The sequence below is a fragment of the Helicobacter cetorum genome (genome assembly GCF_900198405.1).
Lineage (GTDB): Bacteria > Campylobacterota > Campylobacteria > Campylobacterales > Helicobacteraceae > Helicobacter > Helicobacter cetorum_C.
Map to the genome: position 1 here is coordinate 1 of NZ_FZMR01000024.1, position 26,710 is coordinate 26,710.

Consider the following 26,710-nt stretch of genomic DNA (forward strand, 5'->3'; position numbering starts at 1 on the left):
ACACAAATATAATTCTATAAAAAAAAGACAGTTTATAACAACAAAAAAAAAAAAAAAAAAAAAAAAAAATTAAGTTTTTTGTTTTGATAAATTCGAGGTAATGGGGTGAATGGGGGAGGGGGGTTGGGGGGTGTGGGGGGGGGGGGGGGGGTAACATTATACATGAAAATCCTTTAAATTATCTATATCTAGGGCATGTGAAAATTCTATTTCATAACCTATCAAGCTATCATTCAAACTCGTTTTTTCATCTAACTCACTTGTTTGAGAAAGATAAATCGCCCCATTGACTTGATAAAAGTGTGGAATATCTTGACGCCTAATGGTGCTATTAACCTTTAGTAAAGAAACAAGCTGATTATCTTTAAGAGTGCGTAACAAAAAGGGGTTAATCTCTACTTTATGCACGCTTGCTAGACTTTGACAATGATTTTTAGTATAACATTCCCAAGCACCTAAAATATCTTTAGTATCCCTTAAGGGCGAAGTGGGTTGTAAAACCATCACATGATTAAAGTGCTTGTTTGACTTAGAATAATTTTCTAAAGTCTCTAGCAAACCTAAAATCGTAGGGGCAACATCGCTTGAATTTTCTCTACTTCTTAAAAACGGCACACTAGCCCCATATCTTAAAGCGATTTCTCTATAGACCTCGCTATCGGTGCTAACCATAACCTCATCAAAAAGCTTTGAATGTAACGCACCAAGTATCGTATGCGCCATTAAAGGTAAGCCTCTAAATTCTTTAATATTCTTATCTTTCACGCCCTTAGAACCACTTCTAGCAGGAATATAAGCTAAAATCATTCAATCTACCTTTCTTACCACAAAGCCTTTTTGTGTGGGCGTATTAAATAACTCTAAATTCAAACTCTTTAAAAACCGCTTAACGCTATCGCCTTTGCCAAAATGAGAGCTTTTTTCTAAAACGCTTTTTAAATCCTTAGCCTTGTCTATGGCGCATAAAATCTCATCTTTATCTTCTTTAACATTGATAATATGATTAGCTTGACTTCTATTGTTTTGTCTTGTGCCACAATTGATACAAGGCACACCATAAACCCCAGCCTCTCTAATACCACAGCTTGAATTACCGATAATAAATTCTGCGTTTTTTAAAAGCGTTAGAAAATACTCAAAACGCATACTAGGAAAACTAACAAAATTTTTATGCCCCTTTAAAGTCTCTAAAGCTTTTAAAATGATATTTGAGCCTAAATCATTATTAGGATAAATCATTACAAAATTTTTCTTACTTGCTTTAATGGCTTCTAACACTTCAAAAATATGCTTGGATAAATTCTCTACTTCGCTCACTACCGAATGATAGATTAAAATCGCATAATCCTTTTTAAAACGCTCTATTTGGTAATAATAACGCTCTGTTTCTTCAAAACTAGGCAAAGCGCCTAACATCACATCAATATCGCTAGAGCCGATATTAAAAATATGCTCACTTTTTTCGCCCATTTGGACTAAATTTTTTTGCGCTTTTTCATTACAAACATAATGGATATGTGCGAGTTTAGAGATACTATGGCGGATACTTTCATCAAGGGTGCCTGAAATTTCCCCTCCCTCAACATGCGCACATAAAATATTATTGAAACTCGCTACAATCGCACACGCTAAACTCTCTATTCTATCTCCATGCACAATAATTAAGTGGGGCTTTTCTTGCGCTACAAATGATGAAAATTGCATGATAGTGTTAGCTAGAGCCAAGTCCATAGCGATTTCATTTTCATAGGGCTTACTTAAAAAAACATGCTCAAAACCATCTTTTAAAATTTCTACATAGGTGTTGCCATATTTTTCTAGCAAGTGCATACCGCACACAAAAATCCGATAAGTGATTTGATTATTTAAGGGGTGTTTAGAATGACTTAAATCCTTAATGGCTCTCATCAAGGGCTTGAGTTTCCCATAATCCGCTCGGCTGTTAGTTACAAAAACAATTTTTTTCATGTTTTTAGCTGTGGGGCTTTCTAAGTCCCCCCCCCCCCCAAAGTTGTTGTTAAAACCATTTTTGTAACCTATTTTTTATCTTCTAGCATATCATCACAAATATGCGTATCTATTTTTATATCCATTTTTGCCACCCTACCCAAAGTCTTTTCATAATCCTTAGCTAAAATCCCCCTAACACCGGGTCGTTTCACCCATGCGTTATTTTGAGTGATTTTTTCGCCCTTTTTAATGTCTTTTATAGCAACCATTGTCGCAAAGGCAAAATCCCTTGTAACTTGCTCTTCTTTAATTTTAGTCTTAGCCCCACCACGCATTAAAAAAATCTCTTTAGCGCTATTGACTAAATCTTTTGCTTCTTCTTTATCCATAGAGCAAATAATATCAGGGCCTTCTCTATCTTTGGTGTCTGTAAAATGGCGCTCTACTATACTAGCCCCTAGCGCTATAGCGCATTTAGCTGCATTGTTATTTAAGGTATGGTCGCTTAAACCCACAGGCACATCAAAGGCATTTTTTAAATCCAACATAGCATTTAATCGCACGAGTTCAAAGGGCGTTGGGTAAAGGTTAGTGGTGTGTAAAAGGGCGAGTGGCACTTTATCTAGTATAGGGCTTATGCACTCTTTTACGCTTTCTAAATCATGCATTCCAGTAGAAATTATCATAGGCTTTTTAAAGTTAGCGATATGTTTTAAAAGCGGGATATTATTCATTTCACCAGAGCCAATTTTATAGCCTACTACGCCTAAATCTTCTAAGAAATTTGCTGCTGCTCTGCTAAAAGGGGTAGAGAGAAAAATTAGCCCTTGTTTTTCGGCGTATTCTTTTAACTCCCTTTCATCACTTTTACTTAAAGCGCATTTTTTCATAATCTCATAAATGCTAGATTTACTATTGCCAGGAATTACTTTTAAAGCGGCTTGACTCATTTCATCTTCAATGATGTGTGTTTGGTGTTTTATGACTTCAATACCTGCATTTTTAGCCGCATCCACCATAAGTTTGGCAATTTCTAAGCTACCATTATGATTAATCCCAATTTCTGCCACTACCAAGGGCAACTCGTTAGTGCCTATTTTTCTACTACCTAGCTTAAAGTCCATAAAATCCCCCTATTCAATATTCGTATAGAGTGCTACTACATCATCATCATCTTCAATTTTATCTAGTAGTTTTTCGGTGAGTTCCATTTGTTCATCGCTTAATTCAATCGGTGTGGTAGAAATGCGTTGTAAGCCTGCTTTTAGAATAGGTAATTTCAAGCTTTCAAACCCTTCGTTTAAAAGCTTAAAACTATTATAATCCCCCCTAACAATAATTTTATCTTCCATTTCTTCTAATTCTTCTAAGCCATAATCAATCAAAGCAAGTTCTAAATCCTCAAGGCTTAATTTTAAATTTTCTACTTCGCTCTTTAAACATTCAAACACACTTTTTCTGTTAAACATAAACTCTAAAGAGCCATTAGGCACGATACTTGCTCCTTGAGTTTTATTGAAATAGCTTTTAAGATTAGCAATGGTTCTAGTAGGGTTATCTGTCATACACTCCATAACAATTAACACCCCAAAATTTGCCTTGCCTTCATAAGTGATTTCAGATAAATTTCCCTCTTTACTTGTCGCTCTTTTAATGGCGGCATCAATATTGTCTTTAGGCATATTTTGTGCCTTAGCGTTTAAAATCGCTGTGCGTAGTTTTGCGTTAGTATCAGGCTCACTCCCCCCTTCTTTTGCCGCTAGAGTAATAGCCTTAGCCAGTTTAGGAAAAACCTTACTCATCTTATCCCAGCGTTTTTCTTTAGCCGCTCTTCTATATTCAAACGCGCGTCCCATTTTAATTCCTTTCTTTTAATAAATTGGCTACTTCTTTAGCATGATAGCTAATAATAATATCTGCACCCGCTCTTTTAAAGCAAGTCATCGTTTCTAATAATACGCTTTCGTAGTTAATTAGATTATGCTTTTTTGCGAGTTTTAACATGGCATATTCCCCGCTCACATTATACACCGCTAAGGGTAAAAGCGTGTTATCTCTAATTTCTTTAACAATATCTAAATACGCTAAGGCTGGTTTTACCATTAAAATATCCGCCCCTTGTTTCTCATCTTCTAAGCTTTCTAAAAGGGCTTCTTTACTATTAGCATAATCCATTTGGTAGCTCTTTCTGTCTCCAAAACTTGGAGCGGAGTTTGCCACATCTCTAAAAGGGCCATAATAACTGCTCGCAAACTTAGTAGAATAGCTCATAATAGGTATATGCGAAAGGTTCTCACAATCTAGGGCTTTTCTTAAACTTAGCACATTGCCATCCATCATATTACTTGGAGCTAAAATATCCACACCACTTTCTACTAAAATAAGCCCTTGTTTATTTAAAATCTCTAGCGTTTTATCGTTATTGACATGGTCGTTTTCTAAAATCCCACAATGCCCATGTTCAGTGTATTCACAAAAGCATAAATCCGCTACAATAATTAAATCCTTAAATCGTTTTTTAATCTCTCTAGAAGCTTGTGCGACAATGTGATTTTCACTTAAAGCATGGCTACCTAGGGCGTCTTTATGCTTAGGGATACCAAATAATAACACTGCTTTTATACCTAGACTAATTAGCTCTTCACATTCTTTTAAAACATGCTCTATACTCATTTGATAAACGCCGGGCATAGAGCTAATCTCATTTTTAATGTTATCTCCCTCTATAACAAATAAGGGGGCGATAAAATCATCAATGCTGATTTGAGTTTCTCTAACTAAAGCCCTTAGATTTTCATTCGCTCTTAAACGGCGTAATCGTTTAAACATGATTTTCCTTTTAAAAAATTAATATTGTATCTTTACTTCTCTTAAACAATCCCTTAAATAACGCATCTGCACATTTTTATCCAAACACCATTGAGGAGCGATGAGAGTTTCATCACAAATGCCCGCACTTACTCTTTGAACTACCACTTCAGGGGGAATGATTTTAAGCGACTTGGCGATGAGATTGGCATAGCTCTCTAAACTAATGGGCGTGTAATGCCCTCTTTCATACATCACTTGCAAGGCGGTATCTTTAACCACATATAAAGGGTGTATTTTAATCCCATCAATCCCCCATTCTAAAACGCTTTTTAAAGAATGTAACATCATCTCTTCATTTTCTTTAGGAAGTCCATAAATCAAATGAGCGCACACTTTAATGCCCTTTTTTCTAACCTTTTGAAACAACTCCTTAATGCCCCCACTCAAATGCCCTCTATTAGTGCGTTTCAAAGTTTCATCAAATACGGATTGCACGCCAAATTCAAGCCAAATTTCTTTATCTTTTGCTAATTCTTCTAAATAATCTAAAAGCCCCTCTTCAATGCAATCAGTGCGCGTGCCGATGCTTAAACCTATAACGCCATTAAAAGATAAGGCCTTTTGATACAAGGCTTTTAGGGTGCTTAAAGGGGCGTAAGTATTTGTGTAAGATTGAAAATAAATTAAAAATTTTCTTACCTTGTATTTTTCTTGGTATTTATTAGCGTAATCATAAAATTGTTCTTCAATTTGAGCGAGCTGTTGAGACAATAAGGGGTTTTCTTTGATTTTAAAATTCATGCTTAAGGGGGCGTTTTTTAAATCATTATAACGCACTAAATTAGGCGAAAAACTTTCATTTTTACAATAAATACACCCCCCCTTAGCCACGCTCCCATCAATATTAGGGCAAGTAAACCCCACTAAAGAAATAGGAACTTTACGCACTCTTTCTTTATAAATAGATTTAAAATAACGCCCTATAGTTAAAACTTTTCTCACTCTAATCCTTTCAAATATTTCCCATCAAAACATGATTGGCAAAAGGGTGCTTGGATACTCTTTTGCAACCCCTCTAAAGATAAAAACCCTAAACTATCCGCTTGGATATACGCACACACCTCTTCAATAGAACGATTAAAACCAATCAAATCTTGTGCATTAGGCGTGTCTATCCCATAAAAACAAGGGGCAATAATCGGAGGTGAACCGATTAAAAAATGCACTTTTTTAGCCCCAGCATTCCTTAAAATTTTAACAATTTGCTTGCTTGTAGTCCCACGCACTAAAGAATCATCTATTACAATAATTTCCTTATCTTTAATCACAGCGTTAATAGGATTTAACTTCAGCTTGACTTTTAATTCCCTATTTTCTTCTTTAGGCTCAATAAAAGTTCGCCCTATGTAATTATTACGCACAAGAGCAAATTCTAAATCTATCGCACTTTCTTTAGCATAACCCAAAGCATAAGGCATACCACTATCTGGAACAGGCACAATCATATCTGCTTTAATTTTATGTTCTTTAGCAAGTTGCTTGCCTAAATTTTGGCGCATTATGTAGGCGTTTTGAGAAAATACTAAGCTATCTGGTCTAGCAAAATAGATCCATTCAAACACGCAAGGGCGGTTTTTAGGCTCAAAAATTTGTTTAGAGGTTAAACGCGCTTGTTGTTGGTCTAGTTCAAAAACAAGCATTTCGCCCGGATTGATTTCTCGCTCATACTTAGCCCCTATCAAATCAAACGCACAAGTTTCACTCGCAACTATATACGCCTTTGAGCCATCTTTATTTTCTAAACTTCCTAAACTTAAGGGGCGCAGACCATACGCATCTCTAATAGCAATAAGCTTGTTTTTAAATAAAAGCACTAGCGCATATGCACCCTTAACTTGTTTTAAAGCATCAATGACGCGCTCTTCTATCGTGGGTTTTTGGCTTTGAGTGATTAAAGGGATTAGCACCTCAGTGTCTAAATGGCTTTGAAACGCTATACCCTCTTCAATAAGCTTTTTTCTTAAAACCTCAGCGTTGGTTAGATTCCCATTGTGTGCGAGTGCAAAATCTTCTTTAGCGTGTGCGAATAAGGGCTGAGCGTCATTATTAGACTCTTTACCTGCGGTAGAATAGCGGTTATGCCCAATGCTTGCAAATCCTTCTAAACGCTTTAAATAACAAGATGAAAAGACTTCAGTAACTAAGCCATGATTTTTAGCAGTGAGCAAACGCTTATGATTGCTTACACTAATCCCACTTGCCTCTTGTCCACGATGTTGCATAGAAAAAAGTGCATAGTAGCTTAAAAACGCTGCATTAGGTGCATTAAACACGCCCACAAGTGCACATTTTTCTTTCCAAGACAAGCGTTCATCTAAAAACTTACCCACGAATTTCATCTACTCCAAAACAGACTTGTTTTTCCTGTGCTTGATTGGGGGGGGGGGGGTAACTTCTCTTTCACTATCTAGGGTGCAAAAACTATTCAGAGCGCATTCATGGATAGTGAAACAATTACGCCCCTTAGCATAATGATAACTCAAAGTAAATTCCATAGCATCTAAGGCATTTTTAATGATATACATACCAAGCCCAAAGCCATGCGCCTCGCTAGGGTTATCCGATTTGAAATAAGGCTGTAAATATTTATTAAAATCCTCTTTTAAAGGTTCTCCATAATTAGAAACCACTAAATCACGCCCTACAAAATCCATATAAACTTGACCATCACTACTATATTTGATCGCATTATCTAGCATGTTTTTTAACACAATCGCAAACAAATCAAAATCTGCCTCAATGATAAAATGAGAGGAAGATAAATGGATAGGGCTTGTTTTGTTCTCATCAATTAAAAGCATTTTTTGAATCTTATCCATTAAATCACTGATTAAAATCTTTTCTTTATTGCTCTTGTAGTTTTTAGAAGAAAGTTGCTCAATACGAGCGAATTGCTCAATAAGCATGTTTAAGCGCTGAAAAATCGCTAAAAAGCGCTTTTGTGGCACGCCCTCTTCTAGCATAGCTACAAGGATTTGCCCCTTAGTGATAGGCGTTCGTAATTCATGCATGATAGAACGCAAGAATAAAATACGAGATTCTCTCATGGCATTGATTTTTTGAATGCAGTTATCAAACTCGTTAGCCAAATCCCCTATTTCATCTCTTTGATTGCTATTGCAACGCACATCTTTATCCCCCTGTGCAAAGCGACGCACCAACGCACGCAACTCTCTTAAAGGCAATAAACTCTGCAACACAAATAAAAACAACAATAAAATCAGTAACAACCCCACTGCAACCGCAAAGAAGTAATTTCTATAAGACACTTCATGTAAATCTTTATACAAGACAAAATTATCCCTTTTTTTCAAAAGGATAAAAATCTTATCGCTAAATTTAATCACTTCTGCATGGTCATTTTCATCATGATGGACAATTTGGTTACGCCTTTTAGCCAAGATGTTTTCTAAATTTTCTGTGGTGGTCTCTCTAAAACCAATTTTATAAAGATACTCTTCTACCATTCTATAACTAGAATGGCTGTTTAAAATTTGATTGATAGTGGTAACAAACTGATAATGACGCATCTCATTTTGATAGCTCTCATGGCTCATTTGAGAATGCAAAAAATAGTAAGCAAACGCCCCAAAGCTAAAGAGCGTTATAAAAAATAAAACAATGATTTTTAAAAAGATTGAAAGACGCAAAATTTTTTTACGCTCCTTAGTAAAATTAAGAAAGCTAGATTTTAATATTCTAGTTTGTAGCCAATCCCTCTAATAGAGATAATATGCTCGGGGTGCTTGGGGTCTTTCTCAATTTTAGAGCGTAAGCGACCAATAATCACATCAATGCTTTTATTAGAACTCTCAGGATTGATACTCTCACTTTCTATAGCAATGCTTTCACGACTAAAAACATAGCCTTTCTTACTGATCAATAAAGAAAGGATTTCATATTCCGCACGAGTTAAATCTAACTTCTTATCACGCATATAGACTTCTCGGCTATCTTTATCCACTTTAAAGATACATAAATCATCATGATGAGTGATTTCCTCTTTTTTATTAAAACGCCTAAGCAATGAATGGATTCGCGCCAACAACTCTTTGGGGTCATAAGGTTTAGGGATATAATCATCAGCACCATAATCTAATGCCTTGACTTTATCCTCCAAATCACTTCTTGCTGAAGAGATAATAATAGGAATGTTCTTCTGCTTAGAAATACGCTTACACACCTCCAAGCCATCTAAATTTGGCAAAGTCAAATCCAACAAGAGTAAATCATAATTTTGCGTATTAGCCGCACTAATACCCGTGTAAGGCTCATCATAATTGGTTACATGAATGCCATGCTGAGCTAAAAACTCGCTTAAAAACTCTGCCAACTCAATATCATCTTCTATCATCAAAACTTCTATCATAACCGAACTAGGCTCCTTAATTCTATTCTAATTTTAAAAACATGCCTCTTTGAATACTAAGCTAAAGCGCTTGTTTGATAGCACTTATTTCACGGCACTCCTAAAGGCTAAATTTTAACATTTTTATACTAAATATAAGCTAAACCTTAAGATTTTTGCCTTAAAAGCCTTAAGCGTTTTTCAACTACACTCAACTGATATTCTAAAAAATGCACCACTAAGTCCAAACGCTCTAAAGACTGCCCTTTGTCTAAAGCACGCATTCCTTCAAATAAGACTAAAGTTCTTTCTTGCAACTGCATTAAAAAAGCTTGCTCTTCTGTGGTGCTTGATTCGCTCCTTTTCTCAAGCGGTTTTTGAGCTTTTTCAACCCCTTCTTTTTGTGGACTTTTAGGGCTAGTTTGTCTCAAAGTATCTGCGCTATCCTTATTGGTCGCATCTTGCTCTTTATTAGCGTATAAAAAATGAGTATCTTTAAGAGTGCTTTCTACTATCTCTTGAAAATTTGGTATTTCTTGCAAGTTATCTTTAACTTGGTTTTTGGGCGTTTTTTCTTGTGCTTGAATTGTTTCTTGTTTTATCTCTATAAGAGCGTTTTTGTTAGCTATCTTAGGAGTGGTGCTAGAGATTGTAGAGGGCGTGCTTTCTAACACATTTTGCAAAAGGCGGGGTGTTTTGAAAAAAGAGGGTGCAGTTTTAGTAACATCAAAGTCTTCATTCAAGGTCTTAGCCACCTTTTCAATTTCATTGAGAGTTTCTGAAATAATATTTTTTAATTCCATTTTACAAGCCATCTTTCTAAAGTTTTTATACTTACATTGTCGCCTTTAATAAAATTCAAAATGTAGTTTTCTAAAGTAGAGTCTAGTTTCCTTTTTCTTATTGGACTTTCTTCAATCATTTCAGCTTTATTTTCAAGTGCTATTTTTTCTTGCAAACGCCTAATATTTTCTAAAGCTTGTATATGATTAGGATTTTTTTCTAAAATCTTTTCACACACTCTCAGCGACTCATTATAAAAGCCCTGAGCCTCATAAACACTTGCCAATGTAATTGTCTCTAACCCCAAAATCTCTTCTCTATGTCAATTATAACCACAAGCAAAACTTATCACTCTAAAATACTGCAATTTCTAAGCATAATCAATCGCTCTAAATTTAGGGTTGTTTTAGCTAATGCTTGTTTGTTTCACTCCTATAACAATACCCTATCTTTGTTGAAGTTACCATTAAAAGCTTTTTATAAGCCCTAATTTTCTGCAACAATCTTAAACTTTTGCAGAAATTGCCGATTATAGTGCAAATTTGAGTTTAACAACAAGGATTGATTATGATTAAAAAAATTGCTTGTATCCTAAGTCTTACAGCAAGTTTAGCAATCGCAGGCGAAAAAAGCGGTTTCTTCATGGGTGCTGGTTATCAGCAAGGGCGTTATGGTCCTTACAACCATAAGTATTCTGATTGGAGACATGGCACAGACCTTTATGGTTTGAATTTTAAATTGGGTTATACCGGCTTTGCTAACAAATGGTTTGGTGCCAGAGTTTATGGTTTCTTAGATTGGTTCAATACAGGTGGTGGTAATGAGCATAGAAAAACCAATTTGTTAACTTATGGTGGCGGTGGCGATTTGATTGTCAATCTTATTCCGCTTGATAAATGGGCATTAGGTGTATTTGGTGGCGTTCAATTAGCCGGCAACAGTTGGATGTTTCCCTACAATGTTAACCACACACAATTCCAATTCTTATGGAATATAGGTGGCAGAATGCGCATTGGAGACCATAGTGCATTTGAAGCGGGCGTTAAATTCCCTATGGTTAACCAAACCGGTAGCGTAATTGACAAAATGTATGGTTCTCATGGATTAATCCGCTACTATTCTTGGTATGTGGATTATGTCTATACTTTCTAAGTTGATGCATAAAGTGTTCTCAAACTCTCAAATAAGAGTTTGAGGCAAGGGTTTTTGAGACTATCTCAAAAATAGAGTTTAAGCGATTAAAAAGAAGTAGAAAATTCACTCTAGTTTAGCTATAATGCGTTGCTAGGTTATGGTGAATTTTTGTTTAGGAAGTGGTGCTAGTTTTGAGCTACTTGCTATCAAAAAGCCAATCAAAACATTCTTTTTGAGCAACCTAATGAAATGGTAGTGTTTTTTGTTTAATAGTTTTAAAAGCTGTTAAAGTATTTGTATTTTTGATTTCTTAAAGAATAAAATCTAAAATTCAATCGGTTCTTTAAAATTCAGTTGGTCTAGTTTTTAAGAATTGAAAAACAAGGTTCTTTATGGAAAATAGCACCCTTTATATTATTATTGTTGGTTTGTGGCTCTCTGTAGCCTTTGGTCTATTTTTGAAAAAAGTAGATATGCCCGTTATTATTGGCTATATCTGCACAGGAACCATTTTATCCGCCCTTTTTAAAATCACTGATTTTGATTTTCTTTCAGATATTGGCGAATTTGGTATTGTTTTTTTAATGTTTATGATAGGCATTGAATTTAACTTTGACAAACTCAAATCTATTAAACAAGAAGTGCTTGTTTTTGGGCTTTTGCAAGTTGTTTTGAGCGCTCTTTTAATTTGCTTATTAGGCTATTATGCTTTGGGGCTTTCTTTTGTTTTTGCCCTAGTTTTAGGCATGGGCTTTTCACTCTCTTCTACGGCTATTGTTTTGAAATTTTTTGAAGATTCTAAACAGCTCAATACCCCTATGGGTAAAAGTGCGGTAGGAATCTTAATTTTTCAAGATATTGCAGCCATTCCTATGCTATTGATTTTAACCATTCTTGGTAGCCATGATTCGCATGTTAGCTCTTTGATTATTAAGACTGCTATTTCTGCAGGCGTGATTTTATTCACTTTGCTTTTATTGGGCAAAAAAGGAGGCAATTGGATTTTAGGGCTTGCTAAAGATAGTCATTTACCAGAAATCTTTATAGGCACAATTCTAGTCATTGTATTTAGTGCTGCAGGATTAAGTCATTTATTTGGGTTTTCTATGTCTTTAGGAGCGTTTATTGCAGGAATGGCTATTTCTAAATCACGCTATAAAATCAATGTGCAAGAAGAATTTTCACAGCTAAAAAATCTTTTTTTAGCGATTTTTTTCATCACTATAGGCATGCAAATCAATCTCAAGTTTTTTATAGAAAAGTTTTTTGCTGTCATCTTTCTTTTAATTTTAGTGATGACTTTTAAAACTGCTGTAATGTATTGGATTTTACGCTTTTTTAGAGATGCAAAAACCGCTATAAAAACCGCTCTCTCCTTAGCTCAAATTGGGGAATTTTCTTTTGTGATTTTCTTGCATTCAGGCACACACCAGCTTTTTAACTTGCAAGATAAAAAAGGGATTATGGGATTTTTGCATGAAAAAAATATTTTGCATACCTCACAGAGTGAAATCCATCAGTTTTTGATTCTTATGGTTGTTTTCTCTATGTTGGTAACTCCGTTTATCCTAAAATATTTAGAGCCTTTAAGCCATTTTGTTTTGCATGGGCATTTTTCTGACAAGAATAAAAACAAATAAGCACGCACAAATTCCTAAATATTTACTTGTATTGTGTGTGTTATGTTAAAATGATGGCTCAAAATGATTCAAAACAAACTATTAAGAAGGGTCTTATGAAAGAAAGTCAATGGGATTTAAGTGCTTTGTTTGAGAACAAAGACAAGGTAGAGGAATTTTTAAAAAGCTTAAAAAAAGAAGTGCAAGATTTTGAAAAGACCTATCAAGGTCATCTCAAAACCCTTAGTGCTAATGACTTTAATGAAAGTCTCAAGCAATATGAAAATTTGCTAGAAAAAATTTCTGCGGTAATGACTTATGCTTACTTGCTTTTTGCAAGCAACACCCAAGAAACAAAATTTTATTCCAAATGCGAAATGGCTTGCACAGACATTCAGCAACATATCTTATTCTATGAAATTGAATTTGTTAATTTGGATTCTAAAAAGCAAGAAACCCACATGAAGAAATCCAAGCAATACGCCTTTTTCTTGCAAAAACTCATAGATAAAAAACGCCATACTCTCAATTTAGATGAAGAAAAAATCGCACTAGCCCTTTCGCCTGTAGGTGTGGATGCGTTTAGCCGTCTTTTTGACCAGCATTTATCCTCTTTAAAAATCCCTTTTGAAGGCAAGGTTTTAAATGAAGAAGAGATTCTAGCTTTTATGTATAGCCCAGATCGCAAAAAACGCAAGAAATCACAAAAAGCTTTTAGCGCTGAGTTAGCTAAATCTCGTCCACTTCTTACTTATATTTTTAATATGGTGCGTAAAAATCTTCATATTGAAACCAAGCTTAGAAATTATGAAAAAAAGGAAAGTTTCCGCCATTTAAACAATCAAATCTCTCAAGAAAGCGTAGATAGCATGCTAGAGATTGTAAATGCCAATTTCTCCTTAGTGCATCGCTACTACCATAAAAAAGCGCAACTTCTAGGTCATAAACTTAAAGATTATGACCGCTACGCCCCTTTAAGCACAGAAAGTGTGCAAGTTCCCTACTCTGAGGCTTTGCAAGAAACTCTCAACACTTTTAAAGACTTTTCGCCTGATTTTTATAAAATCGCCTCTAAAGCTATCGCTAGTGGGTGGGTAGATTCACACCCTAGAGCCTTTAAACAAGGGGGAGCATTCAGTCATAGTGCTGTGCCTAGCGCTCACCCTTATGTGCTATTAAATTATACCGGTAATCGCCGTGATATGTTTACTATCGCACATGAATTTGGACATATGGTGCATCAAGAGCTATCCAAAAAACAAGGAGTTTTAAACACAGAAACCCCTCTAACAACCGCAGAAACTGCCTCTGTGTTTTCTGAAATGCTTTTATTTGAGCATTTGAAAAAAAATCTCAAGCAAGAAGAATTGGTTTTTGTGCTTGCAAGCAAACTAGAAGATATTTTTTCCACTCTCTTTAGGCAAGTGGTGATGACTAATTTTGAAAGAAGAATCCATGATATTGAAGAAGAAGTGGATGCAGAAGAGCTAGATAAAATTTGGTTTGAAGAAAATGAACGCATGTTTAAAGATAGCGTTAAACTCACTAAGAATTACCGCTCATGGTGGAGTTATATCCCTCATTTTGTGCATACGCCTTTTTATTGCTATGCGTATAGCTATGGACAGCTTTTAACCTTAGCGCTCTATGGGCTTTACAAAAGAAGTGATTCTAAGAAATTTATCAAAACTTACACTGAATTTTTAAGCTTAGGAGGGTCAAAAAGCCCTAGGGAATTGGTGTTGATGTTTGATTTTGACATTGATAGCAAAGAGTTTTGGGAAATTGGCATGCAAGAAGTAAGAAACTTGCTAGAAGAATTTGAGAGGCTATTGGCATGAAAAAAGAGTTTGAGCTTTTGAATAATCGTAATTGTATTGAGTATTTACAATTCTTATCTAAGCATAACTTGAGTTTTAGTCTTTTTTGCGAAAAGGATAAAATCCACTTTTCGCCCAAGCTCCCTGAAGAAATTTATAAAAAGTTTGGTAATTTTGTGCTTTTTGTTTTGGCAGGATACACTTTAGAAAGCTTGATTATCCATAAAGAGAGCGTGCAGTTTGAGGCTGGTTTTGGGCATGATAATATCAGTAGCATTGTGCAAGTCCATCTTAAAGGCATTATACAAATTATTGTAAAAGACAGAACTAGCACAGATAATGTCGCTTTATTCAGCCGTTTTGATGCAAACCGATTGTTTATAGACCACGAAGAGCAAGAATTGCTTAATTCTAAAGAGGCTCTTTTTTCAAATTCCAAAAATCGTGCGATTTTAGAAAATTTGCACAACCCCTTATAATTCAAGTTAAAGGACAAATTCCATGAGCATTTTAAAGTTGCATTTAAAAGTTTTTCGTTTTGAGGCCAAAAAAGACTATAACCCCGCTTATGTGTCCTACTTTTTAGAATACCAAGAAAACCAACGCCTTTTGGATATTCTCAAGCAACTTGATGGCGTGAGTTTCAGTGAGCCTATTGGGCTAAAAATCAATCAAATCGCTGTTTTTAAAGATGTGCTTGTAAGTGATTTAGTGAGTTTTTTTGGTAAAGAATGGGTGTTAGAGCCACTCTCTAAGCGTTACGCTTTAAAAGATCTAATCATTGATGAACAAGCGGTTTTAAACTCGTATGAACCCTTTTTCAAAAAAATGTCTTTTTTAAGCGTTGGCGAGAAAAAAGAGCTTGAAAAATATATCCGCATTAATTTTATCAACCCTCAAAATAACCCCAAATATTTAGGCGATGGTTTCTTCTTATATATCAAATGGCTTTTAAAACGCTATCCTAGCCAACAAAACAAACTCTTAGAAGTGATTGCGAATTACGAAGATGGCGTAATGAACTTTTTGAGTGTTGCCCCCTATGTGTATCCACAAGATGATAATATTGACCATGAGATTTATGAACTGCAAGAAATCCTTACTAATTCAAAAATCAGCCCTTGGCAAGATTTTTCTAAAAACCTCTTAAGTCTCTATCAATTCAACCCTAAGCCTAGCATCACTCAAGGGTCTCCTAAAACTTGTGCTTTATTTAACGCCTATTCCAAACAACTAGACGCTAAAGCACTTTTAAAAAGCTCTCAACTCTATTTGGAAAAAATGGGTCAAAAAGTCATAGAACTTCCTTTTTGCTATGATGGAGGTTATTATGGAAAGATTGTTAATACCCGCCAATTCCTTTTGGCTTGTGCTTATAATCTTGCTCTTGTTAAAGCCAATAATGTGTCGCTGATTTTTTGCGAAGAAGATGCGTATTTAAATATCTTACATGCCAAAGAAGTTTTAGACAATAACGCTGAATTGATAAACTCTATCAATGAAACGCTTAAAACCTATGGGCTTACTTATGAGTCAAGCACACAAGCTTTCTATTTGAACGAATGGATTAATGAATTTTTGGCATGGGATTTAAAAGCCTCTTTTAAAGAATTTTCAAGCGTTGTTTTTTCGCGCCTCAAACATAAGAATAATTTTTTCAATAAGATTCATCTTAAAACCCATGCATTTTTAGAATCCAATCAAAATTATGCCCCACTTTTTAGCACTAACTATACAAGTGCTCTTTCACAATGTGCACACTTACGCTATGTAGGAATTGATTTAGGGGCGGATTTTTTAATCACACATTCTTTAGAACTCTTTAATGCGTTTGAAACTTTAAGCATTAAGGCCTCAAAAGAGTATAAAAGAGACCATGATAATACCCCAAGCTTGTTTTTACCCCAAGTCGCACTCATGGCTATGGGAGAAAAAAATCAAGACACGCTCGGACTTAGCTCCCACCAACATAAAGTAGCGTTTCTTCAAGCGTGAAAACTTTTTTTAAAATCGCTCTAGCCTCTTTTATTGGAGGGTTTTGGTATTCTATCAATGGCGAGGGTTCTGAGGCGGTCGCATTAGGAATTTTTATTTTGATTCTCTTTATCTTTTTTATCCGTCCTATCAGCTTTCAAGCCCCAGAAAGAAGAGAAGAATATATCCAACGCCTTAAAACTAACTATGAAAGAAAAATTGCCCTCCAAAACAAGCAAAAAGAAGAGCAAATACGCCTTATGCAAGCCAAAAAAGAGCGTGAAACTAAAAAAAGAAAAGAACTCAGAGAACAAATGAAAAAATACCAATAAAGGACTTTTTATGGAACTTATCTTACTTATTATCGCTGCAGTTGCATTGTTATATTTCTACAATACTCTTAAAGAGTATCTAAAAAACCCCTTAAAGCCAGCCCAACCACAAAGTCATTCTTTAGAATACGATTTAAAAAACGACCCCTATGTTTTACAAGCCGACCCTTTTGAGAATTTTAAGCAAAGTCAAGCAGGTGTTTTTCTAAGGCTTTTAAACCATTTAGAACCCCAAAAAAACATGCTTGATAGCTCTTTAAGAACACTTTTTATTAATGAGATTAAGCAGTCTCTAAATACAGAGCAACAAACCCTTGCGACAAAACTACTTGATGAAAAAAATCCTCAAGAAAACCTTGAAGAGCTATGCCAAGAGCTTGCTAATCATGCTCATGGGGAGTATCCTAAAAAAGTAAGATTAGTGGAATTTCTTATCTTATTAGCGTATGCAGATGGCACTTTAGATGATAAAGAAAAAGAGCTTGTTATGGATGTGGCAGCATTCTTGCAAATAGAAAATGAAGATTTTAATCGCCTTTATGATAATTTTGAGCGTTTTAGCCAAATTGAAATCACTATGAATTTAGAAGAGGCAAAAGCCATGCTTGAATTAGAAGAAGAAAGTCCCTTGAAAGCCTTAGAAGAAAAAGCAATAAGCCTTATTACCCCCTACTACCATAAAGCTACTAACTACAAGCATTATGATGAGCAAGAATTTGTATCTTTAAGAAAAATCGCTCTAGCTTGTGCTCTTGTAGATAAGGCTTAGGCTTTTATGCCTTGGCGTGCTTTTTGGATAGGTAATAGTAAAATAACGCTCACTACCAAACAAATCCCACAGAGATTAAAAAGCCAAAAATAGCCAATTGTTTCTAAGCTTAGAGCAAAAATATATGAAAACAACGCTTGAAAAAGCGCGAAATTCATGGTTAAAAAACTACAAGCCCTAGCAAAGTGTTTAGCCCCAACAATCTCTAAAACCATCATATTCCCCAAATTAACATTGGCAATCGTTGTAGCCCCCATAACAAACACCGAAACATTGAGCCATATAATCTCATGGCTAAAAGCACCCAAAAAACAAGAGAGAGCCTTTAAAATAATCATTAAAATATTAGCGCTTGTTGCCCCAATCTTATAGCCTATAACCCCGCTCACCAGCGAGCCAACAAACGCCCCAAAACCAAAGAAAGCCCAAGACACGCCTGCCACATACGAATCAATATGCAAGCCTCTTACCAAATAATCCACCCAAAAAAGCGTGTGTGGCAAAAACCCAATCGCATTCAAACCATAAGAAAGGATTAACAGCCACAAATGAAAAGGCACTTTAAAAGGGGTATTTTCTTTAGTGGCATTTACTAACGACCAATTTTTCAATGCCACCAAACTCACTAAAAAAGCGACAACCCCCACCCCTCCAAGCATAAGCCATGCCCATTTTAAATCCATAAGGGCTAATGGAGGCAAGACAAACCCACTAAAAATAGCCCCAGCCCCAATCCCACTAAAAATAAACCCCCCTGTAATAGAGCGATAGTTTTCTTTCATATACGGCAAGCATAAAGGCGCTAGTAAAATCATTAACGACGCGCTAGACGCTCCCCCTAAAAACCGCCATATCCAAAGCCATATAAAAGGCAAATGACTCCATTCACATGCCAAAAAACTCAAGGCAATCACTAAAAAACTGATTTTTGCAATCCCCTCTAACGAAAGAAACCTGCTCAACACATTGATAAGCATTCCCCCAAAAATATACCCTACCAATACAGCAATGCCTAATTGAAAACTTTGTGCTTGACTCAAATGCCCCTCTAAAATTAAAAAAGGAATCATCACCACATAGCCAAATCTTGCCAAGCCATTTGCCATAAAAGAGCCTAAAAAACAAGAAAAAATGCGTGCTTTCATCTCACTACCACACAATAAAAAATTAATATTTCGTTTCTGTATAGTCTATCTAATAGAATCAAATTATTAAAAAATCAAGCTTTTCGGCTCTCATAAAATTGAAAGATAGATTTTTAAAGTTAAAAAGAAAGATTTGGTTGCGGAGAATGGATTTGAACCACTGACCTTTGGGTTATGAGCCCAACGAGCTACCGGACTGCTCTACTCCGCGACAAGAGTTTAAAAATTAAAATGGCTGGGGTGCAAGGATTCGAACCTCGGAATGCCAGGACCAAAACCTGGTGCCTTACCGCTTGGCGACACCCCAAACTGAATTGAGACTGACATTATACAGAATTTTTTAATCAAAAGTCAAGCAATATTCTAAAAATTTTCTTGTTATAATACTTTCATGCAAAAGGAATTTGACCCTCTCATTTATCAACGCTATCTTAAAAAGCAACAAGAATTTAAGCTTTTTCAAAGCATTGGTGAAAAATCAGCTCTCAAAAATCTAAAAACAAAGCTCAAGCAACGCCAAATACTCCACAACTATATTATTGAGTCCTTAGAGGATTTAAGCAAAGGTTTTAGATACGCTAAAATTGAGCATAAAACTTTAAAAATCTTTTTTAACCATATAAGCTATCTACAAGCCTTTAAAATACAAGAAAGCCACTACACAAAAAACTTGAGAGTGCATTTTTTAGAAACCAAAAAAACGCTTGAAAATTTGAATTACCCCCTATACTTCACACATATTCAAGCTAATGTCAAAGAAAAACCCCATAAAAACCCAAGCACCCGCTTAAAAAACACTAAACTCCCTATAACCATTAATGTTGATTTTAAAGCACAAGATTTAAGCGACTTCACTAAAGAACAATTTCTAAAACTCAAACAAGCCTTAGAAAAACACCAAAAGCACTCATAAAAGATTGTAAAACCAAACAGCCTCTAAAATCCTTAACCTTTGCTTACAAAAAAGAATGTGCCCAAAAAATATGCTTCCTTAGAAAGATTTCATCAAGAAACCATTCTTTGCAAGCATTAAAAAATTTAGTAAAATTTACGCCACTTTTTTCAGTATCAATATTCTTAGCAAGCCAATTAACACTACTATGACACGCATAAGGGAATTTTTGATAAAAAGTCCTTGAAATGATATTAAATACATTATTTAAAAAGCTTTTAATCTCATATTTAAATCTTTTAGCTTTCTTATAATCTCTAACACAACTTCCACATTCCTCAGATGTTACATCTTGTTTTAAAGGGAGTGCATCCACTCTCTCTAACACCCTTGCTATGCTCTCAATTTCTTCTAAAGACTTGGTGCCTAAAAAAGTCTGTTGTTCATGCTTTTGCAAATTTAAAAGCATTTCTATAGTCTTTATTGTTAGAGTTTCTTTAGGCATTTTAGTTTTTAAATAAGACACAACCACTTCATCTTTCGTATTTGAATCTTTAATAAGTTTAAAAAAAGTTTCTCTTTCATTAAGATAGCTTTTTACGCTACTACCTATAGGGGTAAAATTACACCCATATTTTTTTACAAGCCACTTAACACCACTATGACACGCATAAGGGAATTTTTGATAGGAAATCCTTGAAATAATATTAGACATCTCAATTAAAAAATCTTTAATTTCATAACCTAGCACTCCAAAATTCCTATATTCACTTAATCTTGTGATACATCTCTTTTTTGAAAAAAACAACCCCATTATTTCTAACACCCTTGCTATGCTCTCAATTTCTTCTAAAGACTTGGTGCCTAAAAAAGTCTGTTGTTCATGCTTTTGCAAACTTAAAAGCATTTCTATAGTCTTTATTGTTAGAGTTTCTTTAGGCATTTTAGTTTTTAAATAAGACACAACCACTTCATCTTTCGTATTTGACTCTTTAATGAGTTTAAAAAAAATTTCTCTTTCATTAAGATAGCTTTTTACGCTACCACCTATAAAATTGCCAAGAGCGTTATCTTTAAGCTTGTCTAGCAAACATAACACATTATTTAAATCCCTATCAAGTATTTTTTGCATTTTAATTAAGAATTTCTTGGCTTTTTGATTTTGTTTGTCAATAATTTTACGCAAACCGCTTGGTATTTCATAAGATATTCTATAATTCGGATAATCAAACCTACAAAAAGCATCATTATATCGCCTAAAAAAATCACGCTCCTTTTTAATCAGCTCGTCATTATGATGGCATATGAAATCTAGTGCCTTTCTTATATCTCTAAACTCTTTAAAAGTCTTGGTTTCTAAAAAATTTGTTTCTTCATAGCTATTTTCAAAAGTAAAAAGTATTCCTACAAAATCTATAATTTGCTTTTCTTCATGAGTTCTAGCATTGCGGTTTAAATAAGTGATAGCATCTGATCCTAAATACACTACTTTTTCTTTTTTAAATTCTTGAATATACCGATCAATACCTTTAGGCATTTCTTTTAATATATCTTTGAGTATTGACATATTAACCCCTTTAAATCTTAAAATACCCCATTATACAAAAATACTCTTAAGAATTATAAACTAAGAACGCTTGTAACGATAATACGCCGAGCATGCCCCTTCAGAGCTTACCATACAACTTCCGATAGGATTTTGTGGGACACAAACCTTAGCAAATAAAGCACAATCTAAGGGCTTGGCTATGCCTTTTAGAATCTCTCCGCACTTACAAGCTTTGTTTTCTTTAGGACTCTTGTGGCTTAAATAATGGCTAAACACTACTTCAGCATCATATAAAGCGTATTCTTCTTTGAGTTTTAAAGCAGAATGTTTAATCTTACCTAAGCCACGCCATTCAAACTCTTCTCTTACTTCCATGCATTCATTGACTAAACTTTGTGCTTTTAAATTCCCTTCAAAGCTAACCACTCGCTTATATTGCGTCTCTAATTTGGTCTCTTCTTTTAGAGCTTGTTTGATTAGCATAAGCACGCTTTCTAATATATCTGCTGGCTCAAAGCCACTCACTACAATGGGTAGTTTAAAACGCTCTACTAAAGGGGCATAAATCTTAGACCCGCTAATCACGCTCACATGACTTGGGGCTAAAAGGGCGTTAATTTTACATTCTCTATCTTCTAAAATCGCGCCCACACTTGGTGGCACTAAAACATGGTTAATATGAAAAAAAAGGTTGTTTAATTTTTCTTTTTTAGCATTGAGTAAGACACTAGCACTCATAGGCGTTGTGGTTTCAAAACCGATAGCAAAATAAATGACTTTTTTATTAGGGTTATCTCTAGCGATTTCTAAAGCTTGCATGGGCGAATATAAAAAGCGTGCATCTAGCCCCTCTTCTCTTGCTTTAAGTAAATTACCATAAGTCCCTGGAACTTTCATCATATCCCCCAAAGTGAGTAAAATGCTCTCTTTAATACGAGCAAGCTCATAAGCCTCATCAATGCGTGATTTTGGCATTACACATACAGGACACCCTGGACCATGCACAAATTCTAAATTTTTAGGCATTAAATCAGTAAGTCCATATTTCATTAATGAATGCGTATGCCCGCCACACACTTCCATAATGACTAATTTTTTGGGGAGTTTTAAAGAAAGTTTTTTTATCTCACTAGCAAGAGCTAAAATAGTTTGTTTGTCTCTAAAAGGAGTGATTAGATTGTTTATGCTCATGCTTTTATGCTATATTCTCATCATTTTAAGTTTTTTCTGCCATTTCCATTTTTTCTATCATTTCTTGATAGAGTTTAATGGATTCTAGAGCTTCTTTTTCATCAATTTTACTCATCACATAGCCGATATGTAGTAGCACATAATCACCTACACTTACAGGCTCTCCCATCAAATCAAGGCTCGCCTCCCTTTGAACGCCCAAAGTCTCTAAAGTAGCCATATTATCACAAATGGCTACTACTTTAGAAGGAATGGCTAAACACATTAGAATGAATGCGTGGACTGATAATTTTCACGCTTTTTTTCTAAAAGGAAATTTTTAAAATTTTCTAAACTTTTAGGGTCTTTGGAACTCATTAAGAAAATGGGAACATTAGGCTTTAATTTTTGCATATCTTCTTCTACTTGAGACACCCTAAAATTAAACACCTCAATCATATCTGCCTTACTCACAATAACAGCGTCCGCACACATAAACATCGTAGGGTATTTCAACACTTTATCATCACCCTCTGGCACAGAGAGTAGAACAATATTCATAGCTGCCCCTAGATTATAACTTGATGGGCAAACCAAGTTTCCGACATTTTCAATGATTAAAAAGTCGCTTTTTTCTAACGCCCCTTCATTTTTCAACAAATCAAACGCCCCTTCAATCATTGCAGCTTCTAAATGGCATGCTTCACCGGTGGTGATTTGATGAGCACTCACGCCTTTTTTACGCAATCTATCCGCATCTCTATTAGTCTGCAAATCACCCTCTACTACACAGAACTTAAAGTCTTCAAAATCCGCTAGGTTTTCTAACATAGTGGTTTTACCACTACCAGGTGAACTCATAAAATTTAAAACATAAAGCCCCTCTTCTAAATAACGCTCTTTCATTTCGGCGGCTTTAATGTCATTCTTACTCAAAATTTTTTCAACAATTTGGACATCTTTCTTGCTTAAGTTAGGGTTATTTTGTAAAGATTCTTTTCGTTGCTCGCTCATGCTTTTCCTTTATTTTAAATAATTAAATTATTCTAACGCACTAAAACTACTGCTTGTTAAACACAACTTTTAAATATTTAAAAAAATGTTTAAGTTTTGCTAACATGCACCCCTTTGACCCTATCTACATTATCATTTTTGCTTAAACTAAGTCTTAGCACACTATCTTCTAATCCACCCAAACTATGAGGGATTTTAGCATCTAGGCTTATTAATGCCCCCTTTAGCATTTCAAATTTTTCATTTTCTACTTCAAACCAAATTTTACCCTCTAAAACTTGCACGCTAATGGCTCCGGGAGCTTGGTGCTTATCCATAACAACGCCTTTAGGCATAATAATACGAATTTCTTTGTTGTGAGAGTTTTCACTCAAGACATCAATTTGAAGTTTTTCAAACTGATAATCTTTAATGGTTTCTAAGAAGTTTACAACTTTCATTGGAGTTCCTTAAGTATATATTTCTTCTTGAGCTAAAAGCCTAAAAAGATATTTAATTTCTTTATCTAAGAAACTCTACAATATGGTTAATGAAAGCCTAAAAGTTTATTTATGTTTTTCTATAACCTCTTGTGTTTGAATAGCGATTTCTAGTTCTTCATCAGTAGGCACACGCAAAATTTTAATTTGACTGCTTGATGCACTCAAATCCACAAGCCCTGAACCGGGATTATTATTAACAGACTTATCCATTTTAATACCATAAGTTTCTAAGCCCTCACAGACTTTCTCGCGCAAATCAGCATAATTTTCTCCCATACCCCCCGTAAAGATAATCGCATCCACTCTACCAAGGATTGCCATATAAGAACCAATATATTTTTTAATCCTATAGGCACACATATCAAATGCGAGTTTAGCCTGCTTATCACCCTCAAGAATACGAGTTTCTACATTTCGTGCGTCATTATCTCCACAAATGCCCTTAAGACCGCTCTCATAGTTAAGCATTTTCATCACTTCTTTTAAACTCTTGTTAGTGCATTGTGCGATATACTCCACCACAGTTGGGTCAATATCCCCACATCGTGTCCCCATAATCAAGCCTTCTAATGGAGTAAGTCCCATAGAAGTATCCACACTTTTTCCGCCCTTAATGGCAGTAGCACTAGAGCCATTACCCAAATGCAAAGTGATAGCGTTAAATTTTTCATAAGGAATATTCAAATGCTTTGCTGTCTCTTTGGCTACATAGTGATGAGAGGTTCCATGTGCACCATAGCGACGGATTTTATATTTTTCATACATCTCATAAGGAAGCGCATACATGTAAGCGAAACTAGGCATAGTGCTATGGAATGCGGTGTCAAAAACAGCTACTTGTGGGATATGAGGGTGAGCGATTTGAATAAATTTCATACCCTCTAAATGCACCGGATTGTGTAAGGGGGCTAAAATAGAAAGCTCATCAATTTCATGCATAACTTTTTTATTGATAAGCACCGGTGCACAAAATTTATCCCCTCCTTGCACCACACGATGCCCTATGGCATCAATTTTATCAAAATTACTTACAATACCCATTTTTACTAAGTTTTCTTGTATCATATAAAGCCCACTCGCATGGTCTTCAATTACATGTTGTTCTTTTACATCTTGCTCATTATTAGGCGTATGAGTTTTAATACGCACTTGCCCAATCTTCTCGCCAATTCTCTCTACCAAACCACTCGCTAAAGGTTCATTCTTTTTCATATCAAATAATTTAAACTTGATTGATGAACTACCCAAATTTAACACTAAAATTTCCATAAATTTCTCCTATAATCTTTAAAATAAATTAAGCTTGTGCTTGAATCGCACTAATTAAAACGGTGTTAACAATATCTTCTACCAAACAGCCTCGGCTCAAATCATTAATGGGCTTATTCAAACCTTGTAGAACCGGACCTATAGCAATGGCTTTGGCACTTCTTTGAACCGCTTTATAGCCGATGTTTCCAGCATTTAAATCAGGGAAGATAAAGACATTTGCTTGACCGGCTACTTTGCTATGCGGCATTTTTTTCTGTGCTACACCCATATCAACAGACGCATCAAATTGCAAAGGCCCATCAACCTCAACATTAGCGTCTAACTCTTTAGCAAGTTGTGTGGCCTCTTTGATTTTATCCACCATTTCGCCTTTACCAGAAGTGCCTGTAGAATAAGAAAGCATAGCTACTTTAGGTGTAATACCAAATTGTTTAGCTGTTTGAGCTGAAGTGATAGCGATTTCAGCTAATTCTTTAGCACTAGGATTAGGATTAATCGCACAATCTCCAAAAACTAACACTTGAGTGTCTAAACACATCAAAAATACGCTTGAAACTAAACTTGCATTAGGTTTAGTCTTAATGATTTGAAGAGCGGGTCTAATAGTATCAGCGGTGGTATGAATCGCTCCAGAAACCATTGCATCAGCATAACCTAAATGCACAAGCATAGTTGCAAAATAAGTTCTATTTTGGACTAGTTCTTGAGCCTCCTCTAAACTCATGCCCTTTGATTTTCTTAATTCATACAAACTATTAGCAAATTCTTCTTTATAATTAGAAGTGCTTGGGTCTATAATTTCTACTTTTCCTAAATCTAAACCTAAACTTTTAGCTTGTTCATAAATTTTTTGCGTATTTCCTAAGAGAATTAATTCTACAGCCCCTTGACAATTAAGATAATGTGTAGCCTTTAAAATACGCTCATCTTCACTTTCTGGTAAAACAACTTTTTTGATCTGTGCCTTAGCCCTAGCCTCTAAGCTAGTTTGGAAGGCTAAAGGCGTTATAATGGAGCTTTGAAGGGTTTCTAAAAATTCCAAAGAAAGCTCACTGCTATCCTTTGCAGAAATTCTTGCAACCTTAAAAGAAGACTCTTTTTTTAAAATCTCATCACTAATCATAAGCCCCGCCTCAAAAGATGCTCCCTTATTTAAAGCGCTATAACGCATAGCCTCAAGCCTTTCAAACGCCTGTTTATTACAAGAACTAGATTGCACCACACCTACAATAGGTGCATTCAAATGCTTAGAAAGCGTAACATTTAAATCAGTAAGAGCATTGATAAAAAACTTTGGCACATACCCTAAACACAACACATAATCATAGGTATTTGCAAGCTCCAAATAGCGTTTTAAGATGATTTTATGCAAGTATGATTCATCATTTGTGCTAATCAACTCCAACGCCTCTTGCTTACTAACAGCACTCAATAAATCAAAATCTCCTAAACGCTCACACCCTCCATCTATAGGCGAAAACAAAGCAATCTTTTTATAACGAGGTTCTAAAACCTTTACAATCGCCTTACAAGCAACAGCTAACCCCTCTAAACTCTCTGGATAAATCCATAAACTTCGCATTAAA

General features: G+C 35.2%; 27 protein-coding genes and 2 tRNA genes. 8 read left to right on the top strand and 21 right to left on the bottom strand.

Annotated elements, in window-relative coordinates; all coding sequences use genetic code 11:
- Nucleotides 1-156 precede the first annotated feature (156 nt).
- The 11 genes from C6H25_RS07205 to C6H25_RS07255 form a co-directional block, all read right to left on the bottom strand.
- On the bottom strand, nt 157-807 hold the full coding sequence (locus C6H25_RS07205) for a cytidylyltransferase domain-containing protein (protein WP_104748762.1): 651 nt from the start codon (nt 805-807) through the stop codon (nt 157-159).
- Nucleotides 808-1,968, bottom strand: a complete 1,161-nt coding sequence (neuC, locus tag C6H25_RS07210) for a UDP-N-acetylglucosamine 2-epimerase (protein ID WP_104748763.1) — start codon at nt 1,966-1,968, stop codon at nt 808-810. It lies immediately after the preceding gene.
- Nucleotides 1,969-2,036: 68 nt separating this feature from the next.
- A complete protein-coding gene (neuB, locus tag C6H25_RS07215; protein ID WP_104748764.1) occupies nt 2,037-3,074 on the bottom strand; it encodes an N-acetylneuraminate synthase in 1,038 nt (345 codons plus the stop codon).
- Between the two features lie 9 nt (nt 3,075-3,083).
- The gene (locus C6H25_RS07220) at nt 3,084-3,806 is read right to left on the bottom strand and encodes a YebC/PmpR family DNA-binding transcriptional regulator (protein ID WP_104748765.1); all 723 of its coding nucleotides are present in this window, start codon (nt 3,804-3,806) and stop codon (nt 3,084-3,086) included.
- 1 nt (nt 3,807) lies between these two features.
- A complete protein-coding gene (gene hemB, locus C6H25_RS07225; RefSeq protein ID WP_104748766.1) occupies nt 3,808-4,779 on the bottom strand; it encodes a porphobilinogen synthase in 972 nt (323 codons plus the stop codon).
- An 18-nt stretch (nt 4,780-4,797) separates the two neighbouring features.
- Nucleotides 4,798-5,763, bottom strand: coding sequence for a TIGR01212 family radical SAM protein (locus C6H25_RS07230; protein ID WP_104748767.1), 966 nt, complete (start codon nt 5,761-5,763; stop codon nt 4,798-4,800).
- Nucleotides 5,760-7,160, bottom strand: coding sequence for an amidophosphoribosyltransferase (purF, locus tag C6H25_RS07235; protein ID WP_104748768.1), 1,401 nt, complete (start codon nt 7,158-7,160; stop codon nt 5,760-5,762). Before purF ends, C6H25_RS07230 begins: the two co-directional genes overlap by 4 nt.
- A complete protein-coding gene (gene arsS / locus C6H25_RS07240; RefSeq protein WP_104748769.1) occupies nt 7,161-8,471 on the bottom strand; it encodes an acid-sensing histidine kinase ArsS in 1,311 nt (436 codons plus the stop codon).
- Nucleotides 8,472-8,512: 41 nt separating this feature from the next.
- Nucleotides 8,513-9,190 (bottom strand): response regulator transcription factor, encoded by a 678-nt coding sequence (locus C6H25_RS07245; protein ID WP_104748770.1) that lies wholly within the window; start codon nt 9,188-9,190, stop codon nt 8,513-8,515.
- A 146-nt stretch (nt 9,191-9,336) separates the two neighbouring features.
- Complete coding sequence (locus tag C6H25_RS07250) at nt 9,337-9,984, bottom strand: CiaD-like domain-containing protein (protein ID WP_233707357.1); 648 nt, start codon at nt 9,982-9,984, stop codon at nt 9,337-9,339.
- Complete coding sequence (locus C6H25_RS07255) at nt 9,963-10,238, bottom strand: tetratricopeptide repeat protein (protein WP_418904556.1); 276 nt, start codon at nt 10,236-10,238, stop codon at nt 9,963-9,965. The genes C6H25_RS07250 and C6H25_RS07255 overlap by 22 nt, the downstream gene beginning before the upstream one ends.
- A 281-nt stretch (nt 10,239-10,519) precedes the next feature.
- On the opposite strand from C6H25_RS07255, the gene C6H25_RS07260 reads away from it, so the two are divergent.
- The 7 genes from C6H25_RS07260 to C6H25_RS07290 all read left to right on the top strand — a co-directional run bounded on the left by C6H25_RS07260 (nt 10,520) and on the right by C6H25_RS07290 (nt 17,600).
- Nucleotides 10,520-11,104 carry an outer membrane beta-barrel protein gene (locus C6H25_RS07260; RefSeq protein WP_104748772.1) on the top strand — a complete coding sequence of 195 codons (585 nt, stop codon included), beginning with the start codon at nt 10,520-10,522 and terminating at the stop codon, nt 11,102-11,104.
- Nucleotides 11,105-11,478: 374 nt separating this feature from the next.
- A complete protein-coding gene (locus C6H25_RS07265; RefSeq protein WP_104748773.1) occupies nt 11,479-12,726 on the top strand; it encodes a cation:proton antiporter in 1,248 nt (415 codons plus the stop codon).
- Between the two features lie 95 nt (nt 12,727-12,821).
- Complete coding sequence (locus C6H25_RS07270; RefSeq protein ID WP_104748774.1) at nt 12,822-14,546, top strand: M3 family oligoendopeptidase; 1,725 nt, start codon at nt 12,822-12,824, stop codon at nt 14,544-14,546.
- Nucleotides 14,543-15,004 (top strand): hypothetical protein, encoded by a 462-nt coding sequence (locus C6H25_RS07275; protein WP_104748775.1) that lies wholly within the window; start codon nt 14,543-14,545, stop codon nt 15,002-15,004. Before C6H25_RS07270 ends, C6H25_RS07275 begins: the two co-directional genes overlap by 4 nt.
- Before the next feature lie 22 nt (nt 15,005-15,026).
- Nucleotides 15,027-16,520 carry a DUF5644 domain-containing protein gene (locus tag C6H25_RS07280; RefSeq protein ID WP_104748776.1) on the top strand — a complete coding sequence of 498 codons (1,494 nt, stop codon included), beginning with the start codon at nt 15,027-15,029 and terminating at the stop codon, nt 16,518-16,520.
- A complete protein-coding gene (locus tag C6H25_RS07285; RefSeq protein ID WP_104748777.1) occupies nt 16,517-16,831 on the top strand; it encodes a hypothetical protein in 315 nt (104 codons plus the stop codon). Before C6H25_RS07280 ends, C6H25_RS07285 begins: the two co-directional genes overlap by 4 nt.
- 10 nt (nt 16,832-16,841) lie before the next feature.
- Nucleotides 16,842-17,600, top strand: coding sequence for a TerB family tellurite resistance protein (locus C6H25_RS07290; RefSeq protein ID WP_104748778.1), 759 nt, complete (start codon nt 16,842-16,844; stop codon nt 17,598-17,600).
- Here C6H25_RS07290 and C6H25_RS07295 read toward each other — a convergent pair.
- The 3 genes from C6H25_RS07295 to C6H25_RS07305 all read right to left on the bottom strand — a co-directional run bounded on the left by C6H25_RS07295 (nt 17,597) and on the right by C6H25_RS07305 (nt 19,052).
- Nucleotides 17,597-18,745, bottom strand: a complete 1,149-nt coding sequence (locus tag C6H25_RS07295; protein ID WP_104748779.1) for a YbfB/YjiJ family MFS transporter — start codon at nt 18,743-18,745, stop codon at nt 17,597-17,599. The two genes, C6H25_RS07290 and C6H25_RS07295, sit on opposite strands and share 4 nt — an antisense overlap.
- A gap of 134 nt (nt 18,746-18,879) precedes the next feature.
- Nucleotides 18,880-18,956: transfer RNA gene (locus C6H25_RS07300), tRNA-Met, on the bottom strand.
- Between the two features lie 21 nt (nt 18,957-18,977).
- Nucleotides 18,978-19,052 (bottom strand) — tRNA-Gln (locus C6H25_RS07305).
- Between the two features lie 84 nt (nt 19,053-19,136).
- On the opposite strand from C6H25_RS07305, the gene C6H25_RS07310 reads away from it, so the two are divergent.
- A complete protein-coding gene (locus tag C6H25_RS07310; protein ID WP_104748780.1) occupies nt 19,137-19,658 on the top strand; it encodes a hypothetical protein in 522 nt (173 codons plus the stop codon).
- Between the two features lie 43 nt (nt 19,659-19,701).
- On the opposite strand, the gene C6H25_RS07315 is transcribed toward C6H25_RS07310, so the two are convergent.
- The 7 genes from C6H25_RS07315 to pta form a co-directional block, all read right to left on the bottom strand.
- Nucleotides 19,702-21,204: a hypothetical protein gene (locus tag C6H25_RS07315; protein WP_104748781.1), complete on the bottom strand. Its 1,503-nt coding sequence runs from the start codon at nt 21,202-21,204 to the stop codon at nt 19,702-19,704.
- Between the two features lie 60 nt (nt 21,205-21,264).
- Complete coding sequence (hypD, locus tag C6H25_RS07320) at nt 21,265-22,377, bottom strand: hydrogenase formation protein HypD (protein WP_104748782.1); 1,113 nt, start codon at nt 22,375-22,377, stop codon at nt 21,265-21,267.
- Between the two features lie 25 nt (nt 22,378-22,402).
- The gene (locus C6H25_RS07325) at nt 22,403-22,642 is read right to left on the bottom strand and encodes a HypC/HybG/HupF family hydrogenase formation chaperone (RefSeq protein ID WP_104748783.1); all 240 of its coding nucleotides are present in this window, start codon (nt 22,640-22,642) and stop codon (nt 22,403-22,405) included.
- Complete coding sequence (gene hypB, locus C6H25_RS07330) at nt 22,642-23,370, bottom strand: hydrogenase nickel incorporation protein HypB (protein WP_104748784.1); 729 nt, start codon at nt 23,368-23,370, stop codon at nt 22,642-22,644. Before hypB ends, C6H25_RS07325 begins: the two co-directional genes overlap by 1 nt.
- Nucleotides 23,371-23,459: 89 nt before the next feature.
- Complete coding sequence (locus C6H25_RS07335) at nt 23,460-23,810, bottom strand: cupin domain-containing protein (protein WP_104748785.1); 351 nt, start codon at nt 23,808-23,810, stop codon at nt 23,460-23,462.
- 105 nt (nt 23,811-23,915) lie between these two features.
- A complete protein-coding gene (locus tag C6H25_RS07340) occupies nt 23,916-25,121 on the bottom strand; it encodes an acetate kinase (RefSeq protein WP_104748786.1) in 1,206 nt (401 codons plus the stop codon).
- Nucleotides 25,122-25,149: 28 nt separating this feature from the next.
- Nucleotides 25,150-26,706, bottom strand: coding sequence for a phosphate acetyltransferase (gene pta, locus C6H25_RS07345; protein WP_104748787.1), 1,557 nt, complete (start codon nt 26,704-26,706; stop codon nt 25,150-25,152).
- Between the last annotated feature and the right edge of the window lie 4 nt (nt 26,707-26,710).

Excerpts from the sequence above, each read along its gene's own strand:
- C6H25_RS07245 (WP_104748770.1), bottom strand. The coding sequence starts at position 9,190 with ATGATAGAAGTTTTGATGATAGAAGATGATATTGAGTTGGCAGAGTTT.
- pta (WP_104748787.1), bottom strand. The coding sequence starts at position 26,706 with ATGCGAAGTTTATGGATTTATCCAGAGAGTTTAGAGGGGTTAGCTGTT.
- C6H25_RS07340 (WP_104748786.1), bottom strand. The coding sequence starts at position 25,121 with ATGGAAATTTTAGTGTTAAATTTGGGTAGTTCATCAATCAAGTTTAAA.
- C6H25_RS07315 (WP_104748781.1), bottom strand. The coding sequence starts at position 21,204 with ATGTCAATACTCAAAGATATATTAAAAGAAATGCCTAAAGGTATTGAT.
- purF (WP_104748768.1), bottom strand. The coding sequence starts at position 7,160 with ATGAAATTCGTGGGTAAGTTTTTAGATGAACGCTTGTCTTGGAAAGAA.
- C6H25_RS07270 (WP_104748774.1), top strand. The coding sequence starts at position 12,822 with ATGAAAGAAAGTCAATGGGATTTAAGTGCTTTGTTTGAGAACAAAGAC.
- C6H25_RS07250 (WP_233707357.1), bottom strand. The coding sequence starts at position 9,984 with ATGGCTTGTAAAATGGAATTAAAAAATATTATTTCAGAAACTCTCAAT.
- C6H25_RS07335 (WP_104748785.1), bottom strand. The coding sequence starts at position 23,810 with ATGAAAGTTGTAAACTTCTTAGAAACCATTAAAGATTATCAGTTTGAA.
- C6H25_RS07205 (WP_104748762.1), bottom strand. The coding sequence starts at position 807 with ATGATTTTAGCTTATATTCCTGCTAGAAGTGGTTCTAAGGGCGTGAAA.
- C6H25_RS07265 (WP_104748773.1), top strand. The coding sequence starts at position 11,479 with ATGGAAAATAGCACCCTTTATATTATTATTGTTGGTTTGTGGCTCTCT.
- C6H25_RS07280 (WP_104748776.1), top strand. The coding sequence starts at position 15,027 with ATGAGCATTTTAAAGTTGCATTTAAAAGTTTTTCGTTTTGAGGCCAAA.
- C6H25_RS07275 (WP_104748775.1), top strand. The coding sequence starts at position 14,543 with ATGAAAAAAGAGTTTGAGCTTTTGAATAATCGTAATTGTATTGAGTAT.
- C6H25_RS07290 (WP_104748778.1), top strand. The coding sequence starts at position 16,842 with ATGGAACTTATCTTACTTATTATCGCTGCAGTTGCATTGTTATATTTC.
- hemB (WP_104748766.1), bottom strand. The coding sequence starts at position 4,779 with ATGTTTAAACGATTACGCCGTTTAAGAGCGAATGAAAATCTAAGGGCT.
- neuB (WP_104748764.1), bottom strand. The coding sequence starts at position 3,074 with ATGGACTTTAAGCTAGGTAGTAGAAAAATAGGCACTAACGAGTTGCCC.
- hypD (WP_104748782.1), bottom strand. The coding sequence starts at position 22,377 with ATGAGCATAAACAATCTAATCACTCCTTTTAGAGACAAACAAACTATT.
- C6H25_RS07260 (WP_104748772.1), top strand. The coding sequence starts at position 10,520 with ATGATTAAAAAAATTGCTTGTATCCTAAGTCTTACAGCAAGTTTAGCA.
- C6H25_RS07310 (WP_104748780.1), top strand. The coding sequence starts at position 19,137 with ATGCAAAAGGAATTTGACCCTCTCATTTATCAACGCTATCTTAAAAAG.
- C6H25_RS07325 (WP_104748783.1), bottom strand. The coding sequence starts at position 22,642 with ATGTGTTTAGCCATTCCTTCTAAAGTAGTAGCCATTTGTGATAATATG.
- C6H25_RS07295 (WP_104748779.1), bottom strand. The coding sequence starts at position 18,745 with ATGAAAGCACGCATTTTTTCTTGTTTTTTAGGCTCTTTTATGGCAAAT.
- C6H25_RS07220 (WP_104748765.1), bottom strand. The coding sequence starts at position 3,806 with ATGGGACGCGCGTTTGAATATAGAAGAGCGGCTAAAGAAAAACGCTGG.
- neuC (WP_104748763.1), bottom strand. The coding sequence starts at position 1,968 with ATGAAAAAAATTGTTTTTGTAACTAACAGCCGAGCGGATTATGGGAAA.
- hypB (WP_104748784.1), bottom strand. The coding sequence starts at position 23,370 with ATGAGCGAGCAACGAAAAGAATCTTTACAAAATAACCCTAACTTAAGC.